Origin of the sequence: Rhodococcus sp. 27YEA15 (genome assembly GCF_049739425.1) — a bacterium.
In the GTDB taxonomy this organism is placed as follows: Bacteria; Actinomycetota; Actinomycetes; order Mycobacteriales; family Mycobacteriaceae; genus Rhodococcus_F.
In genome coordinates this window covers 1,079,525-1,095,410 of sequence record NZ_JBMHHW010000001.1, presented here as the reverse complement: position 1 = coordinate 1,095,410, position 15,886 = coordinate 1,079,525, and the positions used below count along the sequence as shown (strand labels likewise).

The 15,886-nt window shown below is 65.1% G+C and carries 12 protein-coding genes and 1 pseudogene; 3 read left to right on the top strand and 10 right to left on the bottom strand.

All coding sequences use genetic code 11. From position 1 onward, the window contains the following. Nucleotides 1-50: 50 nt before the first annotated feature. Both ABH922_RS05145 and ABH922_RS05140 read right to left on the bottom strand, forming a co-directional pair. Nucleotides 51-1,421 (bottom strand): FAD-binding oxidoreductase, encoded by a 1,371-nt coding sequence (locus ABH922_RS05145; protein WP_424805907.1) that lies wholly within the window; start codon nucleotides 1,419-1,421, stop codon nucleotides 51-53. Next, entirely contained in the window at nucleotides 1,418-2,119 is a 702-nt protein-coding gene (locus ABH922_RS05140) for a FadR/GntR family transcriptional regulator (protein ID WP_424805906.1), read from the bottom strand. The genes ABH922_RS05145 and ABH922_RS05140 overlap by 4 nt, the downstream gene beginning before the upstream one ends. Nucleotides 2,120-2,210: 91 nt before the next feature. Between ABH922_RS05140 and ABH922_RS05135 the strand changes: the two genes are divergently transcribed. After that, the gene (locus ABH922_RS05135; protein ID WP_424805905.1) at nucleotides 2,211-2,828 is read left to right on the top strand and encodes a cysteine hydrolase family protein; all 618 of its coding nucleotides are present in this window, start codon (nucleotides 2,211-2,213) and stop codon (nucleotides 2,826-2,828) included. A 2-nt stretch (nucleotides 2,829-2,830) separates the two neighbouring features. On the opposite strand, the gene ABH922_RS05130 is transcribed toward ABH922_RS05135, so the two are convergent. Further along, on the bottom strand, nucleotides 2,831-3,484 hold the full coding sequence (locus tag ABH922_RS05130) for an alpha/beta hydrolase (RefSeq protein ID WP_424805904.1): 654 nt from the start codon (nucleotides 3,482-3,484) through the stop codon (nucleotides 2,831-2,833). 196 nt (nucleotides 3,485-3,680) lie between these two features. Between ABH922_RS05130 and ABH922_RS05125 the strand changes: the two genes are divergently transcribed. Continuing rightward, nucleotides 3,681-7,124 (top strand): TM0106 family RecB-like putative nuclease, encoded by a 3,444-nt coding sequence (locus tag ABH922_RS05125; RefSeq protein WP_424805903.1) that lies wholly within the window; start codon nucleotides 3,681-3,683, stop codon nucleotides 7,122-7,124. An 11-nt stretch (nucleotides 7,125-7,135) separates the two neighbouring features. Here the strand turns inward: ABH922_RS05125 and ABH922_RS05120 are convergent, their stop codons facing one another. Continuing rightward, nucleotides 7,136-8,311 carry an amino acid deaminase/aldolase gene (locus tag ABH922_RS05120; RefSeq protein WP_424805902.1) on the bottom strand — a complete coding sequence of 392 codons (1,176 nt, stop codon included), beginning with the start codon at nucleotides 8,309-8,311 and terminating at the stop codon, nucleotides 7,136-7,138. 76 nt (nucleotides 8,312-8,387) lie between these two features. Further along, nucleotides 8,388-9,035 carry a TetR/AcrR family transcriptional regulator gene (locus ABH922_RS05115; protein WP_424805901.1) on the bottom strand — a complete coding sequence of 216 codons (648 nt, stop codon included), beginning with the start codon at nucleotides 9,033-9,035 and terminating at the stop codon, nucleotides 8,388-8,390. A gap of 89 nt (nucleotides 9,036-9,124) precedes the next feature. Here ABH922_RS05115 and ABH922_RS05110 point away from each other — a divergent pair. Next, nucleotides 9,125-10,439: pseudogene (locus tag ABH922_RS05110) on the top strand (D-arabinono-1,4-lactone oxidase). On the opposite strand, the gene ABH922_RS05105 reads toward ABH922_RS05110, so the two are convergent. The 5 genes from ABH922_RS05105 to ABH922_RS05085 form a co-directional block, all read right to left on the bottom strand. Then, complete coding sequence (locus tag ABH922_RS05105) at nucleotides 10,440-11,402, bottom strand: adenosine deaminase (protein WP_424805900.1); 963 nt, start codon at nucleotides 11,400-11,402, stop codon at nucleotides 10,440-10,442. A gap of 8 nt (nucleotides 11,403-11,410) precedes the next feature. After that, the gene (locus ABH922_RS05100) at nucleotides 11,411-12,172 is read right to left on the bottom strand and encodes a crotonase/enoyl-CoA hydratase family protein (RefSeq protein ID WP_424805899.1); all 762 of its coding nucleotides are present in this window, start codon (nucleotides 12,170-12,172) and stop codon (nucleotides 11,411-11,413) included. A gap of 37 nt (nucleotides 12,173-12,209) precedes the next feature. After that, nucleotides 12,210-13,421 carry an AMP-binding protein gene (locus ABH922_RS05095; RefSeq protein ID WP_424805898.1) on the bottom strand — a complete coding sequence of 404 codons (1,212 nt, stop codon included), beginning with the start codon at nucleotides 13,419-13,421 and terminating at the stop codon, nucleotides 12,210-12,212. 88 nt (nucleotides 13,422-13,509) lie between these two features. Continuing rightward, nucleotides 13,510-14,328 carry an enoyl-CoA hydratase/isomerase family protein gene (locus ABH922_RS05090; RefSeq protein ID WP_424805897.1) on the bottom strand — a complete coding sequence of 273 codons (819 nt, stop codon included), beginning with the start codon at nucleotides 14,326-14,328 and terminating at the stop codon, nucleotides 13,510-13,512. 85 nt (nucleotides 14,329-14,413) lie between these two features. After that, complete coding sequence (locus ABH922_RS05085; protein WP_424805896.1) at nucleotides 14,414-15,886, bottom strand: DHA2 family efflux MFS transporter permease subunit; 1,473 nt, start codon at nucleotides 15,884-15,886, stop codon at nucleotides 14,414-14,416.

Genomic DNA, 15,886 nt, shown 5'->3' with positions numbered 1-15,886 from the left:
GGCCGCCTTCGCACCCGATACGGACCGGGCCGCCGCTACGCCCGAAAACGTCAGATACCGCGGCCCGGATTGAGGATGTTCCTCGGATCGAACGCAGCCTTCACCGACAACATCAACTCGCGCTCCACCGTTCCGACCATCGCACCCATGTACGGCGCCTTGAGAACACCGATGCCGTGCTCACCACTGATGGTTCCGTCCAATTCCAGAGCGCCGGCGACGATGTCGTCGAAAGCGTCCTTCGCCCGCTCGAGCGCACCGTCCTGCGCAGCGTCGAAGACTATGGTCGGGTGCAGATTTCCGTCCGCCGCATGACCGAACGTTCCAATGGTGACATCATGCCTGGCCGCGGCGCTCCTGATCCGGGCGAGCATGGCCGGCAATGCCGGAACCGGAACCGCGACGTCGTCGAGCAGCACGGTTCCCATGGCTTCGAGCGCCGGTAGTGCCATCCGCCTGGCCGCGGTGAACGCCTCCCCCTCGTCGGGGTCGTCGGTGTGGAACACTTCACTGGCACCGATCTTTTCGCACGCAGCGGCGCAATCTGCCGCCTCGGCCGCCGCCGACCGTCCGTCGCACTGGATCAGGAGCATCGCGCCGGCCGATTCGTCCAACCCCATTTTCGTCAACCTGTTGACCGACGCGATGGTGACGTCGTCCATCAACTCCATCAGAGACGGTTCGGCCACCGCCGACACCGCGAGAACAGCGTCGATCGCGCGCTCGGCGGAATCGAAGAACGCCACCACGGTGGTGGCCGCCGTGGGAGCGGTCCGCAATCGCATGGTCGCTTCCACGATCACCGCGAGAGTGCCCTCCGATCCGACGAGCAGATGCGTCAAGTCCAAACCTGCCACGTTCTTTCGCGTCGCGGCGCCGGTACGAATGACCCGGCCGTCCGCGAGCACCGCAGTGAGCGCCGCGACGTGGTCACCGGTCACGCCGTACTTGGCGCAGCAGATTCCGCCGGCATTGGTGGCGAGATTTCCGCCGATACTCGAAATGGCCCGGCTGCCCGGATCCGGAACGTACCAGAGGCCTTGTCGCCGCACGGCTTCCGCGAGATCGCCGTTGATCACGCCGGGTTCCACCCGCGCGGTTCGCGCCGCCGGATCCACTGCCAGAATACGATCCATCGCGGCCACACTGAGAACGACACAACCGTCGAGGGCGTTCGCGGCCCCCGCCAATCCGGTACCCGCCCCACGCGTCACCACCGGTACCCCCAATTCGTGGGCGACGGTCAGCGTGGCCACTACATCCGCTGTGGAGGTGGCCTTGACCAGAGCGGCCGGCCGGCCGGCCGCGGTGAGCAGCGACTGATCGCGTACATAGGCACCCATGCGGTCCGGGTCGGTAGTTGCCCTGTCGCCCAGAACCTCCCTCAACCTCGATCCCAGAATCACGGTGTCGGTGATCATCTCGACTGCCCTTCGTAGAATCCTCGTACATGCTGTTCGACCAGCACTGCCGCCGCCTCGCTGCGACCACACGTCACGGCATCGGCGATGGCCTCGTGCTCGGCGAGCAGTCCCCGTAACGTCGCGCCCAGATCCCGCCTCGCGTCGAGTTCACCGGCGAGGTATCCGGCAATGCTGCTGCGCAGCACGGTCATCACCAGCCCGAACGCCTTGTTTCCGCCCGCCCCGGCCAGGGCGACATGGAAATCGACGTCGGCATCGTGGAAGGCGACTGCATCCAGATCGTCCACCGCTTGGCGCATTCGCCCGATCGCCTCGCGCGCCTCGTCCGGCACCCGCGTGAGCGTGCGCAGCGCTGCCGCCTCGAGCAGCACCCGTAACTCCACGAGATCGCCGAGTGGAACTGCACCGACCTGCAACGCCGTACTCAACGCCGCCGCAGCGGAATCCGCTGTTCGATCATGGGTCACGCGAGGTCGAGCAGTGGAGACCGTGTCCGCGCCGGTGACCAAACCTTGCGATTGCAACACCCGGAGCGCTTCACGAACGGTGGAGCGGCCCACCGAGAACGTCTGCGCCAGTTCCTGTTCCGTCGGCAAGGCGGCCCCGACCGGCAAGGACCCATCCAGAATTGCCGCGCGCAACCGTCCCGATACCGCCAGACTCAACGGCATTCGTGACAGCGGGGTCGTATCCATACCGCGACGCTACCACCTCTTGCCTGCTTGTCAGACAAACTGTTTAATAGAGAGGAACTAGTGACCCGGACCACACAGACAGGTGTCAGTCATGACCGACAAGCTCGAACTGGATCCCGCAACCACCGCACTCGTCCTCATCGAGTATCAGAACGACTTCACCACAGCCGGCGGTGTACTCCACGACGCCGTGGCACCGGTCATGGAATCGACCGGCCTACTGAAGAACACCGCCGCCGTCGTCGACGCGGCGCGTACTGCAGGCGTGACGGTGATGCATGCCCCTATCACCTTCGCCGAGGGATACAACGAGATCACCTCGCATCCCTACGGCATCCTCAAGGGCGTCGTCGACGGCAAGGCATTCGTCAAAGGGTCGTGGGGCGCGGCCATCGTCGACGAGCTCACCCCGAAGGACGACGACATCGTGATCGAAGGCAAGCGCGGACTCGACACTTTCGCGAGCACCAATCTCGACTTCATTCTCCGCAGCAAAGGTATCAAGACCATCGTCCTCGGCGGCTTCCTCACCAACTGCTGCGTCGAGTCGACCATGCGCACCGGTTACGAAAACGGTTACCGCGTCATCACTCTCACCGACTGCGTAGCCGGGACCTCAGCCGCCGAACACGACAACGCCATCACCTACGACTACCCGATGTTCTCCCACCCGGTCACCTCCACAGACGTACTCGACGCCCTGATCTGATCTCACCGACACTGCGCGAGGAGGAAATCACGGCACACCGCGGTAACCGTGCCGTGCACCTTCTCGTGCAGGAGGTCGTGCCCGGCGTCCTCGAACTCCCGCAACTCGACCGTGCGTAGCGTCTGCGCCCAGTCGCGGATCGGCTCCACCGGAGCGATCCGGTCGTCGACACCGTGCACGGCCAACACCGGTGTACCGGTGACCGAGAGCTCAGCCCAACCATGCTGCGCAACAGCGCTGCGCGGGATGCCGCACAGGATGGCCGCTTCGAAGTCGTGATCGCTGTGCGCCAGGACCGTCAGTGCCGTGACCGCCCCCAACGAATGCCCCATCAAAGCCATCGGCACCCCCACCAGTTCAGTGCGGGCGATATCGGCGAGAGTTCTCGTGTCCGCCGCGAGGTCCGAGAGCAACGCAGGGACATCCGGATCGCCCTCGGACAGCCCGTGCCCGGCGTGGTCGAGGGCCCACACGTCGATTCCGGCAGCGGTCAAGGCCCCCGCGAATCGGTGATACTGCCCGCTGTGTTGCCGCGAACCGTGCAGAAACACGAGCGAGAGCGCCGGCAACGGAGAATCCGGATCGGTGGCCACTGCCTGCCACCGCCGGAAGTGAACCTGACCGAGTCGTCCGTCGAAAAAGGGCATGGACGTCATTGTGCCCGCTGGTGCGGATCCGGTGCGGGCGATCTGCGGTGGCGGGCCCGAGAGTGCGCGGCGAGAACCGAGCCCAGCGCACATCCGTCCGACGGCGTCACCCGCCGGAAGGAATCGAGGGTGACATCGCCCGATCGGGTCGGCGCGCGAGAAGAGTCGGACCTGCGGTGTCCGAGGCTGATGGCACAATCGCGGGGTGTTCATCCTCGACGAGCAGATCGTCTACAGCGCCAGTGACCTCTCGGCCGCCGCCACCTGCGAATTTGCGCTGCTGCGTCGACTCGACGCCCGCCGTGGACTGATCTCCACCGGCCCCGACGACGCCGACCCCATGCTCGAACGCACGTCGGCCCTCGGGACCTCGCACGAACTCGAACAGCTCGCGCGTTTTCGCGCCCTACACGGCGACGGCGTCGTCGTCATGGAACGTCCCGAACACACCCGGGAGGCGCTGATCGCAGCCAACCAGGCGACGGTCGACGCAGCCACGGCCGGGGCCGCCGTCATCTATCAGGGCACCTTCTTCGACGGACGGTTCCTCGGCTTCTGCGATTTCCTCGTCCGTGAGGGCGACACCTACGCCGTCTACGACAGCAAACTCTCCCGCCACGCCAAGGTGTCCGCCCTCCTGCAGTTGGCCGCATACGCAGACGCCCTCGAACGCAACGGGATTCGATCGTCGAAGCACGTGCATCTGCTCCTCGGCGACGGGAGCACGTCCAGCCACGACATCGGCGACATCGCCCCCGTGTTCGCCGCCCGCCGAACCGAACTGGAACGAACCCTCGACGAACATCTTGCCTCGCATTCACCTGCCGCCTGGCTCGACGACCGCATCGCGCGATGCGGACGGTGTGATACCTGCGCCGTCGAGGTGGAGCAGCATCGCGACCTGCTGCTGGTGGCCGGTGTACGCGGCAGTCAACGTGCGCAACTGATCCACTCCGGCGTCACCACCATCGACGAACTGGCCGCATCGTCCGGCCCGGTGGACGGGATCCGACGGGAAACTCTCGAAAAACTCCGTGCCCAAGCTGCCGTCCAGCTGCGGCAGGAACTCTCGGGAGAAGCCGAGTTCGAGATCTACGACGCCGCCGTCCTCGGCGGATTGCCGACACCGAACGACGGCGACATCTTCTTCGACTTCGAAGGTGATCCGCTGTGGGCCGAGGACGGCTCCACAGACTGGGGACTCGAATACCTCTTCGGTGTGGTCGAAGGCCCAGCCGGAAGCCACGTGTTCACACCGTTCTGGGCGCACGACCGCGCCGGTGAACGGCAGGCACTTCTCGACTTCCTCGCCTACGTCACCGAACGCCGCGACGCGCACCCCGGTATGCACATCTATCACTATGCGGCGTACGAGAAGTCGGCGTTGCTGCGGCTCGCCGCTCGGCACGGCGTCGGCGAACAGACGGTCGACACGCTGCTCAGCGAGAACGTCCTGGTCGACCTGTATCCGCTGGTGCGTCAGTGCCTTCGGATCGGGCAGCGCTCGTACAGCATCAAGAAGCTCGAGCCGCTGTACATGGGTGAGCACGGCCGCGGCGGCGACGTCACCAATGCCGCCGCGTCCGTCGTCGCGTACGCCGACTACTGCGAACTGCGCGACACCGGTCGCGGCGACGAGGCGGACGCACTGCTGCAGGGCATCTCGGACTACAACGAATACGACTGCGAATCGACGCTGCGTCTGCGCGACTGGCTCGTCCTGCGCGCCGCCGAACACGGAGTGACGCTGCGCGAGGCCACCGGTCAGATCGCGATACCCGCCGAGGAACATACCGAGGCCGAGCTGGCACTGATCGAGTTCGCCGGTCACAAGGCCGACGGGCATCGCACCGCCGAGCAGCAGGCGGCCGCTCTGCTCGCTGCCGCCGTCAGCTACCACAACCGTGAACGAAAGCCGCACTGGTGGGCCCACTTCGATCGCCTGGTGACCCCACTCGAAGACCTGGTCGACATTCGCGACGTGATGGTGGTGGACTCCTCCGAGATCGAGGAGGACTGGCACAAGAGCACACCGCGTCAACGGAAACTGCGTCGCCACGTCCAGTTGACGGGCAACTTCGGCACCGGCACCACGGTCGGGCCGGGAAGCAAGTTCTTCGCGCTGTACGCCACTCCGTCCCCCGACGCCGTCGCCGGTGACAATCCGGCCCAGCGTGGAACGAGCAACGTCGAAGTCACCGCCGTGACGAACACCGGCGGGCACGACGTGGTCACGATCGTCGAACTCCTCGGCGGCGACGAATACGTCGACACCCCGGTCGCTTTGGCTCCCGGCAGGCCCGTTCCCACCGACAGCCTCGAGGATTCCATCACCGCCTCGTCGTCCCAGGCCAGCCAGTCGCTACCCGAACTGCCGCGCACCGCTGCGGTGGACATTCTGAGCAGGCGTAGTCCGCGCACTCGATCCGGTGCCTCGCTGCCGCCGGTCGGTCCCGGCAACGACTATGCCGCCGCGATCACCGCGGCACTACTCGACCTCGACGATTCCTATGTGGCCGTACAGGGGCCGCCCGGCACCGGCAAGACGTACACCGGCGCGCGAGTGATCAAAGCTTTGGTCGAACAACACCATTGGCGGATCGGGGTGGTGGCGCAGTCACACTCGGTGGTGGAGAACATGCTCGGCGGCATTCTCAAGGCCGGAGTCGACCCCGCGCTGGTCGGCAAGAAGGACAGCCGCAACAAATCCGCGCAGTGGACCGATCTGGGGGCGACGGAGGTCGCCGGCTTCCTCGCCGACGCCGAAGGTACCGGCTGCGTCGTCGGCGGTACGGCCTGGGACTTCTCGAACACCAAACGGATTCCGCCGGGAAGCCTGGATCTCCTCGTGGTGGACGAGGCCGGCCAGTTCGCACTCGCCAACACGATCGCTGTCGCGATCGCCACCCGCAACCTGCTACTCCTCGGTGACCCGCAACAGCTGCCGCAGGTCAGCCAAGGCACTCACCCCGAACCCGTGGACGAATCCGCACTGGGGTGGCTCGCCGAAGGTCACGGCGCGCTGCCGCCCGAGCTGGGGTACTTCCTCGAGAAGACGTGGCGCATGCACCCGGATCTATGCGCACCAGTGTCTGCGCTGTCCTATGAAGGGAAACTCCATTCTCAGGAAAATGTCACGGCAGCAAGGAATCTCGACGCCCTCGCCGCCGGGGTACACACGGTGAAAGTCGAACATCGAGGGAACTCCACCTACTCCGTCGAAGAGTCCGAGGAGATCGTCCGGCAGGTACGCGGCCTTCTGGGCACCACATGGACCGATCCCAGCGAATTCGAGGGGCAACGCCCACTCGGGCAATCCGACATTCTCGTGGTCGCGGCCTACAACGCCCAGGTGGGGACCGTCGAGCGCGATCTCCGCGAAGCCGGATTCGGCGAGGTGGAGGTGGGTACCGTCGACAAGTTCCAGGGACGCGAGGCGGCAGTGGCGATCGTGTCGATGGCTGCCTCCGCCGTCGAAGACGTGCCGCGCGGCATGTCTTTCCTGCTCTCACGCAACCGTCTCAACGTCGCCCTCTCTCGTGGCAAATGGTGTGCGATCGTGGTCCGCTCCTACGCCCTCACCCAGTACATGCCCACCACACCGGCCGGACTGGTGGAATTGGGCGCCTTCATGCGGCTGACAGGCTGACCGGGCCCGCCTCAACCGAAGCACTGACCTTCACCGCGGTAGGTAGGCACCGCGGTGCCGGACCCGTCGGCCCCGACCAGGTGGACACGGTCGAAACGCTCACACAGCTCACCGGCTTTCGCGTGGCGAAACCACACCCGGTCGCCGACGGCGATATCTCCGGCAGCGCGACCGGTCACCGGGGTCTGGACTTCGCCCGCGCCCTCGTTGCGCAACAGACCCAGTCCACGCGGCCGGACCGGCAGCGGCACTCTGCTGCTGCCCGCCGGACCCGACGCGATGTAGCCGCCGCCGAAGAGTGTGGTGATCTTCGGCGCCGGTTTACGTACTGCCGGCAGTGCGAAAAACAGTGCCGGATCGGGTCGGAATGCGCGATACCGGTCGAAAAGCGTGGGAACGTAGAGCCCAGATCCGGCAGTCACCTCGGTGACGACGGGATCAGCAGAACTGATTTCCAGAGATCCGGTTCCACCGCTGTTGACTATCTGCAGGGGGCCGACGGCATCGCCGACTGCCGCGACCACCGCGCCGCGCCTGCCCGCCAGGTCACGGGTCGATGCACGCTTGACCCACCCGACCGGGACGCTGGTGTCGGGAAGCCCGGCAATCTGCGCCTCGTAGAACATCACCCCCACTACCGCGAAGCCTCGACGACGCGCGGTGGCGGCCAGCGCGGCCACTGCGGCAGGATCGCGCAGCGGCGAGCGCCTGACCCCGAGATGGATCGGGCCGATTCGCAGGGAGGCATCCACGTCGAGACAGATGCGGAAGGGCGCAGCGCCCGACGTGGCGGCCCGCACGAAGTCGAGCTGCGCTTGGTCGTCGATCATCAACGTGATCGACGCGAGAGCCACCTCGTCGACTGCGAGCTGGGCGAGTGCTTCTCGATCGACCGTGGGATAGCCCATCAGGATGTCGCGGGCTCCGAGCCCGACCAACCACAGCGCTTCACGGAGGGAATATGCCATGATGCCGCGAAAGCCGTCCGACTCCGTGAGCGTGTCGCCGAGGGTTTCGGCCAGAACTGCTCGGCACCGAACGGATTTGCTGGCCACTCGTATCGGGGTTCCACCAGCGCGTCGCAGCAAATCCGTCGCGTTCTTTCGGAGGGTGGTGAGATCGACGACAGCAAGCGGCGGGTCGATCCCCTCGGTAGCCGCGTTGAGTCGGTCCAGAGTGTCCAGCACGTCGTATCGTCCTGTCGTCGAGGCGTGCCGCAAGTCAAACATCAGAACTGGACGATTGTCCAGAGACGGTCCGCCACTACACCGGGGCTACGACCGCTTTGGCCGCGATGATCTGCACCATCTCGCCGAATTCCGCGATGGTGGCGTCCGAATCGCGATCGACCAGCCACCGGAGCACCAGTCCGTCGATGAGAGCCAAACTCAACCGCGCCAACGATTCCAGCGATTCCGACCACACCATTCCGGAAATCTCGGCACATTCGGACAGGAAGGATTTTGCCAGCTCGTCCATGATGCGGTACTGGTCGAACGCAACGGCCCCGGCCCGCTCGGCACCGAGGTTGCGGCTGCGCAGGGCTTGTGCGGTGATCTCGTACGTCAGCAGTTGACGGTCGGGGGTCGCCTCGATCGTCGGCCACATTCCGGTCAGACCGATGTGGAGCAATTCCTTGAGTCCCTGCGGCCCGCTCAGATCAGGGGCACTCCTGACCTGGGAGAATGCAAATTGCATCGATTCGCTCAATTGGAGGATGAGTGTCTCCCCCATCGCCGCGATCAACGCTTCCTTGCTCTCGAAGCAGTAGTGGACGACGCCGAGCGACACACCGGCCTCCTCCGCAACGGCACGGACCGTGACCGAACTGACGCCCCGCTGTTCGGCTATCGACAACGCGGACTCCACCAATTGTGTTCGGCGCTCGTCCGCCGGAAGCCTGTTCAGCATCCAATGATCGTAGAGCGCGGACCGACGATATTTGCGCAATACTTGCCTGAACACTTGCTTGGACGTACGTCCAAGTACATGATTGCATCATGGCGTCGGACACTTGGCAGAACTGGGCAGGCACCTACAGCGCCGCGCCGCGCTACTTCGCGACGCCCAGGGACACACCTGAACTGGCTGCCGTCGTCGCCAAGGCAAGCGCGCGCGGACAACGCGTCAAAGCGGTCGGGGCCGGACACTCCTTCACCGCAGTCGCCGCCACCGACGGAGTCATGATCAGCCTCGACAATCTGAGCGGCATCGTCGCCGTCGACCCGCACCCGAACGGCGCGCTCGTCACCGTCCTGGCCGGCACCCGGTTTGAACGCCCTCAACGAAGCCCTGTGGGAGCAGGGCTATGCACTGGCGAACCTCGGTGACATCGACGTGCAGTCCCTGGCCGGCGCCACCGCCACCGGCACTCATGGCACCGGATCCCACTTCCCCGGCATCGCCGCCCAAATCCGCGGCTTCGACATCGTCCTGGCCGACGGGACGCTCGCGCACTGTTCACCCGAGAAGAACCCCGAACTCTTCGAGGCCGGGCGGCTCGGTCTCGGCGCGCTCGGAGTCATCGCCGCCATCACCGTCGACTGTGTTCCGCGATTCACCCTGCGAGCCTGCGAAGCACCCGACACGCTGACCAACGTGCTCGAGACCATCGAAGACGACCGTCGGGCAATCGACCACTTCGAATTCTTCTGGTTCCCTCACACTGATCGTGTACTCACCAAACGCAACACGCGCCTGCCCGGTGATGCCGCCGTCGCCCCGATCGGCAAGGTTCGGGCATTCGTCGACGACGAACTTCTCTCCAACACACTGTTCGAAGGCGTCAATCGCGTCACCACCCTCGCACCGACCACCATTCCTCTCTTCAACCGGATCTCGGCCAGGCTTCTGGGTGCACGCGAATTCACCGACCGCAGCTACCGCGTCTTCGCCTCGCCCCGCCGAGTCAAGTTCAAGGAGATGGAGTACGCCGTCCCCGCCGAACACGTGACGGACATCCTTCACGAGATCGGCCGCTGGCTGAGCACATCCGAGACGACCATCGGATTCCCCGTCGAAGTGCGGTTCGCCGCCGCCGACGACGTCTGGCTGTCCACAGCGTACGGCCGCGACACCGCCTACATCGCGGTACACCAGTACCACCGGCGTCCAGAGGCCGCGTACTTCGCCGCATTCGAATCCATCGCCAAAGCCGTCGACGGTAGGCCGCACTGGGGGAAGATGCACAACCGTACCGTCGACGACCTTCGTCCCGCCTATCCCGCACTCGACGAATTCATCTCCGTCCGAGACACATACGATGCAAACCGCACGTTCGGCAACGACTACCTCACACAGGTCCTCGGAGCCTGATCACCGCAACAGCTCCGCCTTGCGCGCCGAACTGGCGAACGAGGCCTTGATCGAGTTCCGGGCAAGTACGTCCCGCTCCGACTCGGTCAGGCCGAGCTCTTTCTCGAGTCCGGCGAAGTTGTCGTCGACATACCCACCGAAGTACGCCGGATCGTCAGAGTTGACCGTCACGATCAAGCCGAGCTCCAACATCGACCGCAACGGGTGCTCGGACAACGTGTCGAACACCCGCAGACGGACATTCGACAACGGGCACACCGTCAGTGGGATCTCCTCGTCGACGAGGCGCTGGACCAGCGCGGGGTCCTCGAGTGCCCGGACACCGTGGTCGATCCGCTCGGCACCGAGGAGATCGAGTGCCTGCCAGATGTATTCGGGTGGACCCTCCTCCCCCGCATGTGCAACCACGTGCAGTCCCTCGGCCCGCGCCCGCGCGAACACGTCCTCGAACAACGAAGGGGGATTACCGACCTCGGCCGAGTCCAGACCGAGTCCGACGATCGGGGCCTGCAACCGGATGATCTCCGCCAGCATCTCCTCAGCGCCGCGAACAGGTTGATCACGCAGAACCGCCGCGATGGCCGCACTGCTGATCGAGAACTCCCGCTCACTGGTGGAGACCGCGTCCATGATGCCCTCGAGCACCGCGGACAGCGGCACACCACGAGCGACATGCGCCTGCGGATTGAAGAAGAACTCCGCATGCGCGACACCCGCAGCGGCAGCGCGTCGGAAATACGCCCGCGTCAGGTCCGCGAAATCCTCGGCCGTTCGAAGCACCGCCATGTTGGCGAAGTACAGGTCCAGGAACGACTGCAGATCGGTGAACTCGTACCGTGACCTGAGATCGTCGATGTCCCGGTACGGCAGGTCGATCCGATTCCGCTCGGCGAGCTGGTAGATCTGTTCGGGCTCGAGAGAACCTTCGATGTGCATGTGCAGCTCGGCAACTGGGACAACCATTGCTGCTGTTACCGTCCCTTCCAGACCGGAGCCCGCTTTTCGGCGAACGCCGTGGCACCCTCGCGCGCATCCTCCGAGACGAAGATCGGGCCCATCACCTCCAACTGCTTGGCGAAGGCCTCGTCTGCAGACCACTGACCACCCTTGACGATGATCTCCTTGGTGGCTGCCACCGCCAGCGGACCGTTGGCGGTGATGCGGTCGGCCAGATCGAGCGCACCCTCGAGCGCTTTGCCCGGTTCGGTCAAAGTATTGACGAAACCGTAGCCGTGCGCCTCCTGCGCCGTGAAATGCTCACCGGTCAAAGCCAGTTCGAGTGCCTTCTGGTACGGAATCCGCTTGGGGAGCCGGAGCAGTCCACCGGCCCCTGCCACCAGGCCACGCTTGACTTCGGGGATACCGAACTTCGCCTCGCTCGACGCCACCACCAGATCGGTGGCCAACACCAGTTCCGTTCCTCCTGCCAGCGCAAACCCCTCCACCGCGGAGATGATCGGCTTCCGCGGCGGCGCCTCGGTGAATCCGAGGCCTCGTCCCGGCACCATGACGTTCTCACCGGCAACGAATGCCTTGAGATCCATGCCGGCACAGAATGTTCCACCCGCTCCGGTGAGAACCGCAACCGACAGATCGTCGGAGTTGTCGAGTTCGTCGACCGCCGCAGCCAGTCCGTGACTGACCGCCGAATTGATCGCATTGCGTGCCTGTGGACGATTGATCGTGATGATCAGTGTTCGCCCACGCCTGTCGGTGAGAACCTCGTCTGCCATGAATGTCCCTCTCGCTTGTCGACGCCGGGCCGCGCGGCTACGCGGCGTTGCGCTCGACAATACGGACGAAGCCATCGGCGTCGATCCTGGCGGTGTCGTGAGTGCAGAACCATCCCTGTGTGAACCGCGATCGACTCACCTCCGGCAGGTTCCAGTACCGACGTGCAACGCTGGGACCTCGGCACCACAACTCGCCGAAGCCGTCCGGGGCATCCGGCCCGAACAGCGCGACTTCCATACCGCCGTAAGCAATTCCGACGCTCCCCAGATGCGTGGCCGCCGATTCGGTCGGTAACACCAGGCCCGCACCGCAGGTCTCGGTCTTTCCCCAACCGATCACCTGCCTGGCTGCCGGGAACACCGCCAGGAGCTTCGACTCCTGCTCGGCGCTCATCGGCGAACCGCTGCAATCGACCCACCGCACCGAGCGCGCGGCAGCGCGCGCCGCCGGACCCAGACTCAGTAGCCGCGGCGCCAAGAGATCTTCCGGTCGCCCCGTCACCACGTCGACCGTGTGCACGTACTCACGCCAGTAGTCACCGGCGACGACGACGGTTCCACCGACTACCATCGTGGCCAGAATGTGCACCAGATGCCGGACCGAACTGAACTCGTGGTCCACCACCAGATTGCGCACACCGTCGAATCCGTAGTCTCGCGAGTCCAGCAACGCCGCCACCGCAGAAAGCACGTTCTCGTTGCTGAGTTCCACACCCAGCACCTCCCCCGACCGGTCGACGGTATACGCCAGCACCGCCATCTCGTCCGGCGACGCCCCGTCGTCGATGAACGGAACTCCGTGCGGAAGTTCGCCGTCGAGGACCAGCACCGAACCACTGTCGGTGATGACGAAATCCGCAAACGAATCGTCCACGTCCACCCCGACCGGTACCGGGACTCCTCCGGCCAGCACGACGCCGAGGCAGGCTTCGAGCCAGCGCACCCCGGCGGGGCTCCGCACGACCACCCGGTCGCCGATCTCGATGCCCCGCGATTTCAATCCACCCGCCACCCTGGACGCCTCCGCCCACAGCTGCGCGAAGGTGGCCTGATCGCCGTTCACCTCGTCGACCGCGACACGCCCGGAAAAGCGGTGCACCGCGACGTCGAGTAGCTCCGACAGCGACGGTTCGAGGTGCCGAAAATGCAGGACGCCGTCACCTGCTCGGGTGACGGCGGCATCGGTGAGCAGCTCACGACAGCCGAGTAGCTCCGGCGAACAGTGATACTGCACCAGTCTCGGCTGCATCAGTGCCTCCACGTCGTCGATCGCCGCCCCACCCCTCGACTATATGACGTGGGTCACAAATACGTATGCGATCGGGAGATCTGTCGACCTACTTCCCCGAGTAGACCGCTTTTCCCGGTCCCACATCGAGAAAACTACGCACCGCAGCGCGTAGATCGTCGGTATCGAACAGGGCACCGGAGACCTCGGGCGTCACCGAATCGGCATGCGCGATCCCACCCGACCGCCACGCCTGGATGATCTGCTTGGTTGCATGATGGGCCCGTGTGGGTCCGTCGGCCAACCGCTCGGCGAGCGCCCGTGCCGCAGCGTCGACGTCGTCGTGGACGGCGTTGACCACACCCCACGACGTCAGCGTCGCGGCGTCGTACAGATCCCCTGTCATGACCAGCTCACGCGCTCGACCCGAACCAGCTCGCTCGGCGAGCCGCTGCGGCCCACCCATCGACGGCGTCAACCCGACCACCGTCTCGACCAGACCGAATTTCGCCCTGGGCGAGGCGAGAATGATGTCGCAGGCCAACGAGATCTCGAACGCCGCGGTCAGGGTCAGTCCGTGGGCGGCATAGATCACCGGGCACGGGAGTGCCTCGAGCGGGTGGCAGATTCGTGCGAACAACTCGCGCCACAACTGCGCGGCCTGTTCCGGATCGAGCCCGTCGAACACGTGCACATCCACCCCGGCCGAGTTGACCTTGCCCTCGGCTCTCAGCAGCACCGCACGGGGCGGATCGAGGGTCAGCGCATCCACGTCAGCGGTCACGGCGTCGAACATGGACTGGTCGAAGAGATTCAGCGGCCCATGCTCGAAGGTCAATACCGCCACCTCCGCACCGCCTGCCGTGACGACACGTTCGAGTCGAGTGGGATGCGGTTGCGGTGAAGTCTGCGAATCCGGTGAAGTCATGGAAATCACACTGCCACACACTGTCAGCCGCCGAACGGAGGCCACGACGTCGATCGCGGCCCCCGTCGTCATCGTCGTCGTGCCCTCACGAACGTACTGACGCATCCACTTCTGCAGCTTCGGCGGGCGCGCCGGCGCCGGCGCGGTTGGGCTGCTTGAAGCACGCAGAGGCCACGAACCCGATCAGCAGGACCACCGCGGGCAGCCAGATCGTCTCCGCCATGGCAGTGCTGAACGGCTCGCGAACGACTTCGGGCAGATCCCCCAACTGACTTTCCGCCCCACCGGCACTGAGACCCTGAGCCGTCAACCGGGACGTGATGAACGCGCCCATCGCCGCACTACCGAGAACCGCGCCGATCTGACGGGTCGTGTTGTAGACGCCGGCGCCGGCGCCGGCCTGACGAGGCGGGAGATTGTGCGTTGCGGTCGCCGCGAGCGGAGACCAGATGCACGCGTTCGCGAAGCCGATCAACGCGATCGGCAACAGGAGTTTCCAGATTGCCACGTCCGGGGTCATGATCAGCGAAAGCCAGCCGAGAGCGACGGCGTAGAGAAGGAATCCACTGCCTGCGATGTACCGCGGGTGTGTCGTGTCGACCTGCCTGCCGATGATCGGCGCGAAGATACCGGTGAACACCGCCATCGGCACCATGAGAAGAGCTGCACCGGTCGGCGAGAGCCCGCGTACTGCCTGGGCGTAGAACATCAACGGCAGAACCATCGCGGTGATACCGAAGCCCATGGCCGTGATCGCGATGTTGGCGAGAGAGAAGTTGCGGTCCTTGAACAATCCCAACGGCAACAGCGGTTCGTTCTTGTTGCGCGACTGGTAGAAAGCGAACACCGCCAAGACCACGATACCCGCGACGATCAAGCCCCAGACGAATCCGTTCCAATCGTAGGTGCTGCCCTCCTGAATTCCGAAGACCAACAGGAACATACCGACAGCGCTCAGGAGAACACCGGGGATGTCGAATCGATGCTCACTTGTCGGCAACGACGGCACCAGCCGCCACGCGAGAACGAACGCGACGACGCCCACCGGGACGTTGACGATGAAGATCCACTGCCAACCGAGGGAGTCGACCAGAACACCACCGGCGAGCGGGCCGACCAGCGTGGCGACGCCGGCGACCGCGCCCCACAGACCCATTGCGGCACCGCGCTTGTCGGGGGCGAACGTCCGCGTGATGACCGCCATCGTCTGCGGCGTCATCAAAGCGGCACCGAATCCTTGCAGGACGCGGGCGACGATGAGAATCTCGATGTTGCCGGACAAGCCGCACCACAACGACGCCGCGGTGAAGAGGACCAAACCGATCATGTAGACGTTCTTGGGGCCGAACCGGTCACCGAGCCTGCCGGTTACCAACAGCGGAACCGCATACGCGAGTAGATAGGCGCTGGTGACCCAGACGACCTTGTTGATATCGGTGCCCAGGTCCTCCATGATCGCGGGATTGGCCACCGCGACGATGGTGCTGTCCACCAAGATCATGAAGAACCCCACGCACAGCGCCCAGAGCGCATGCCAGGGATTGACTTGCTTGTCCAT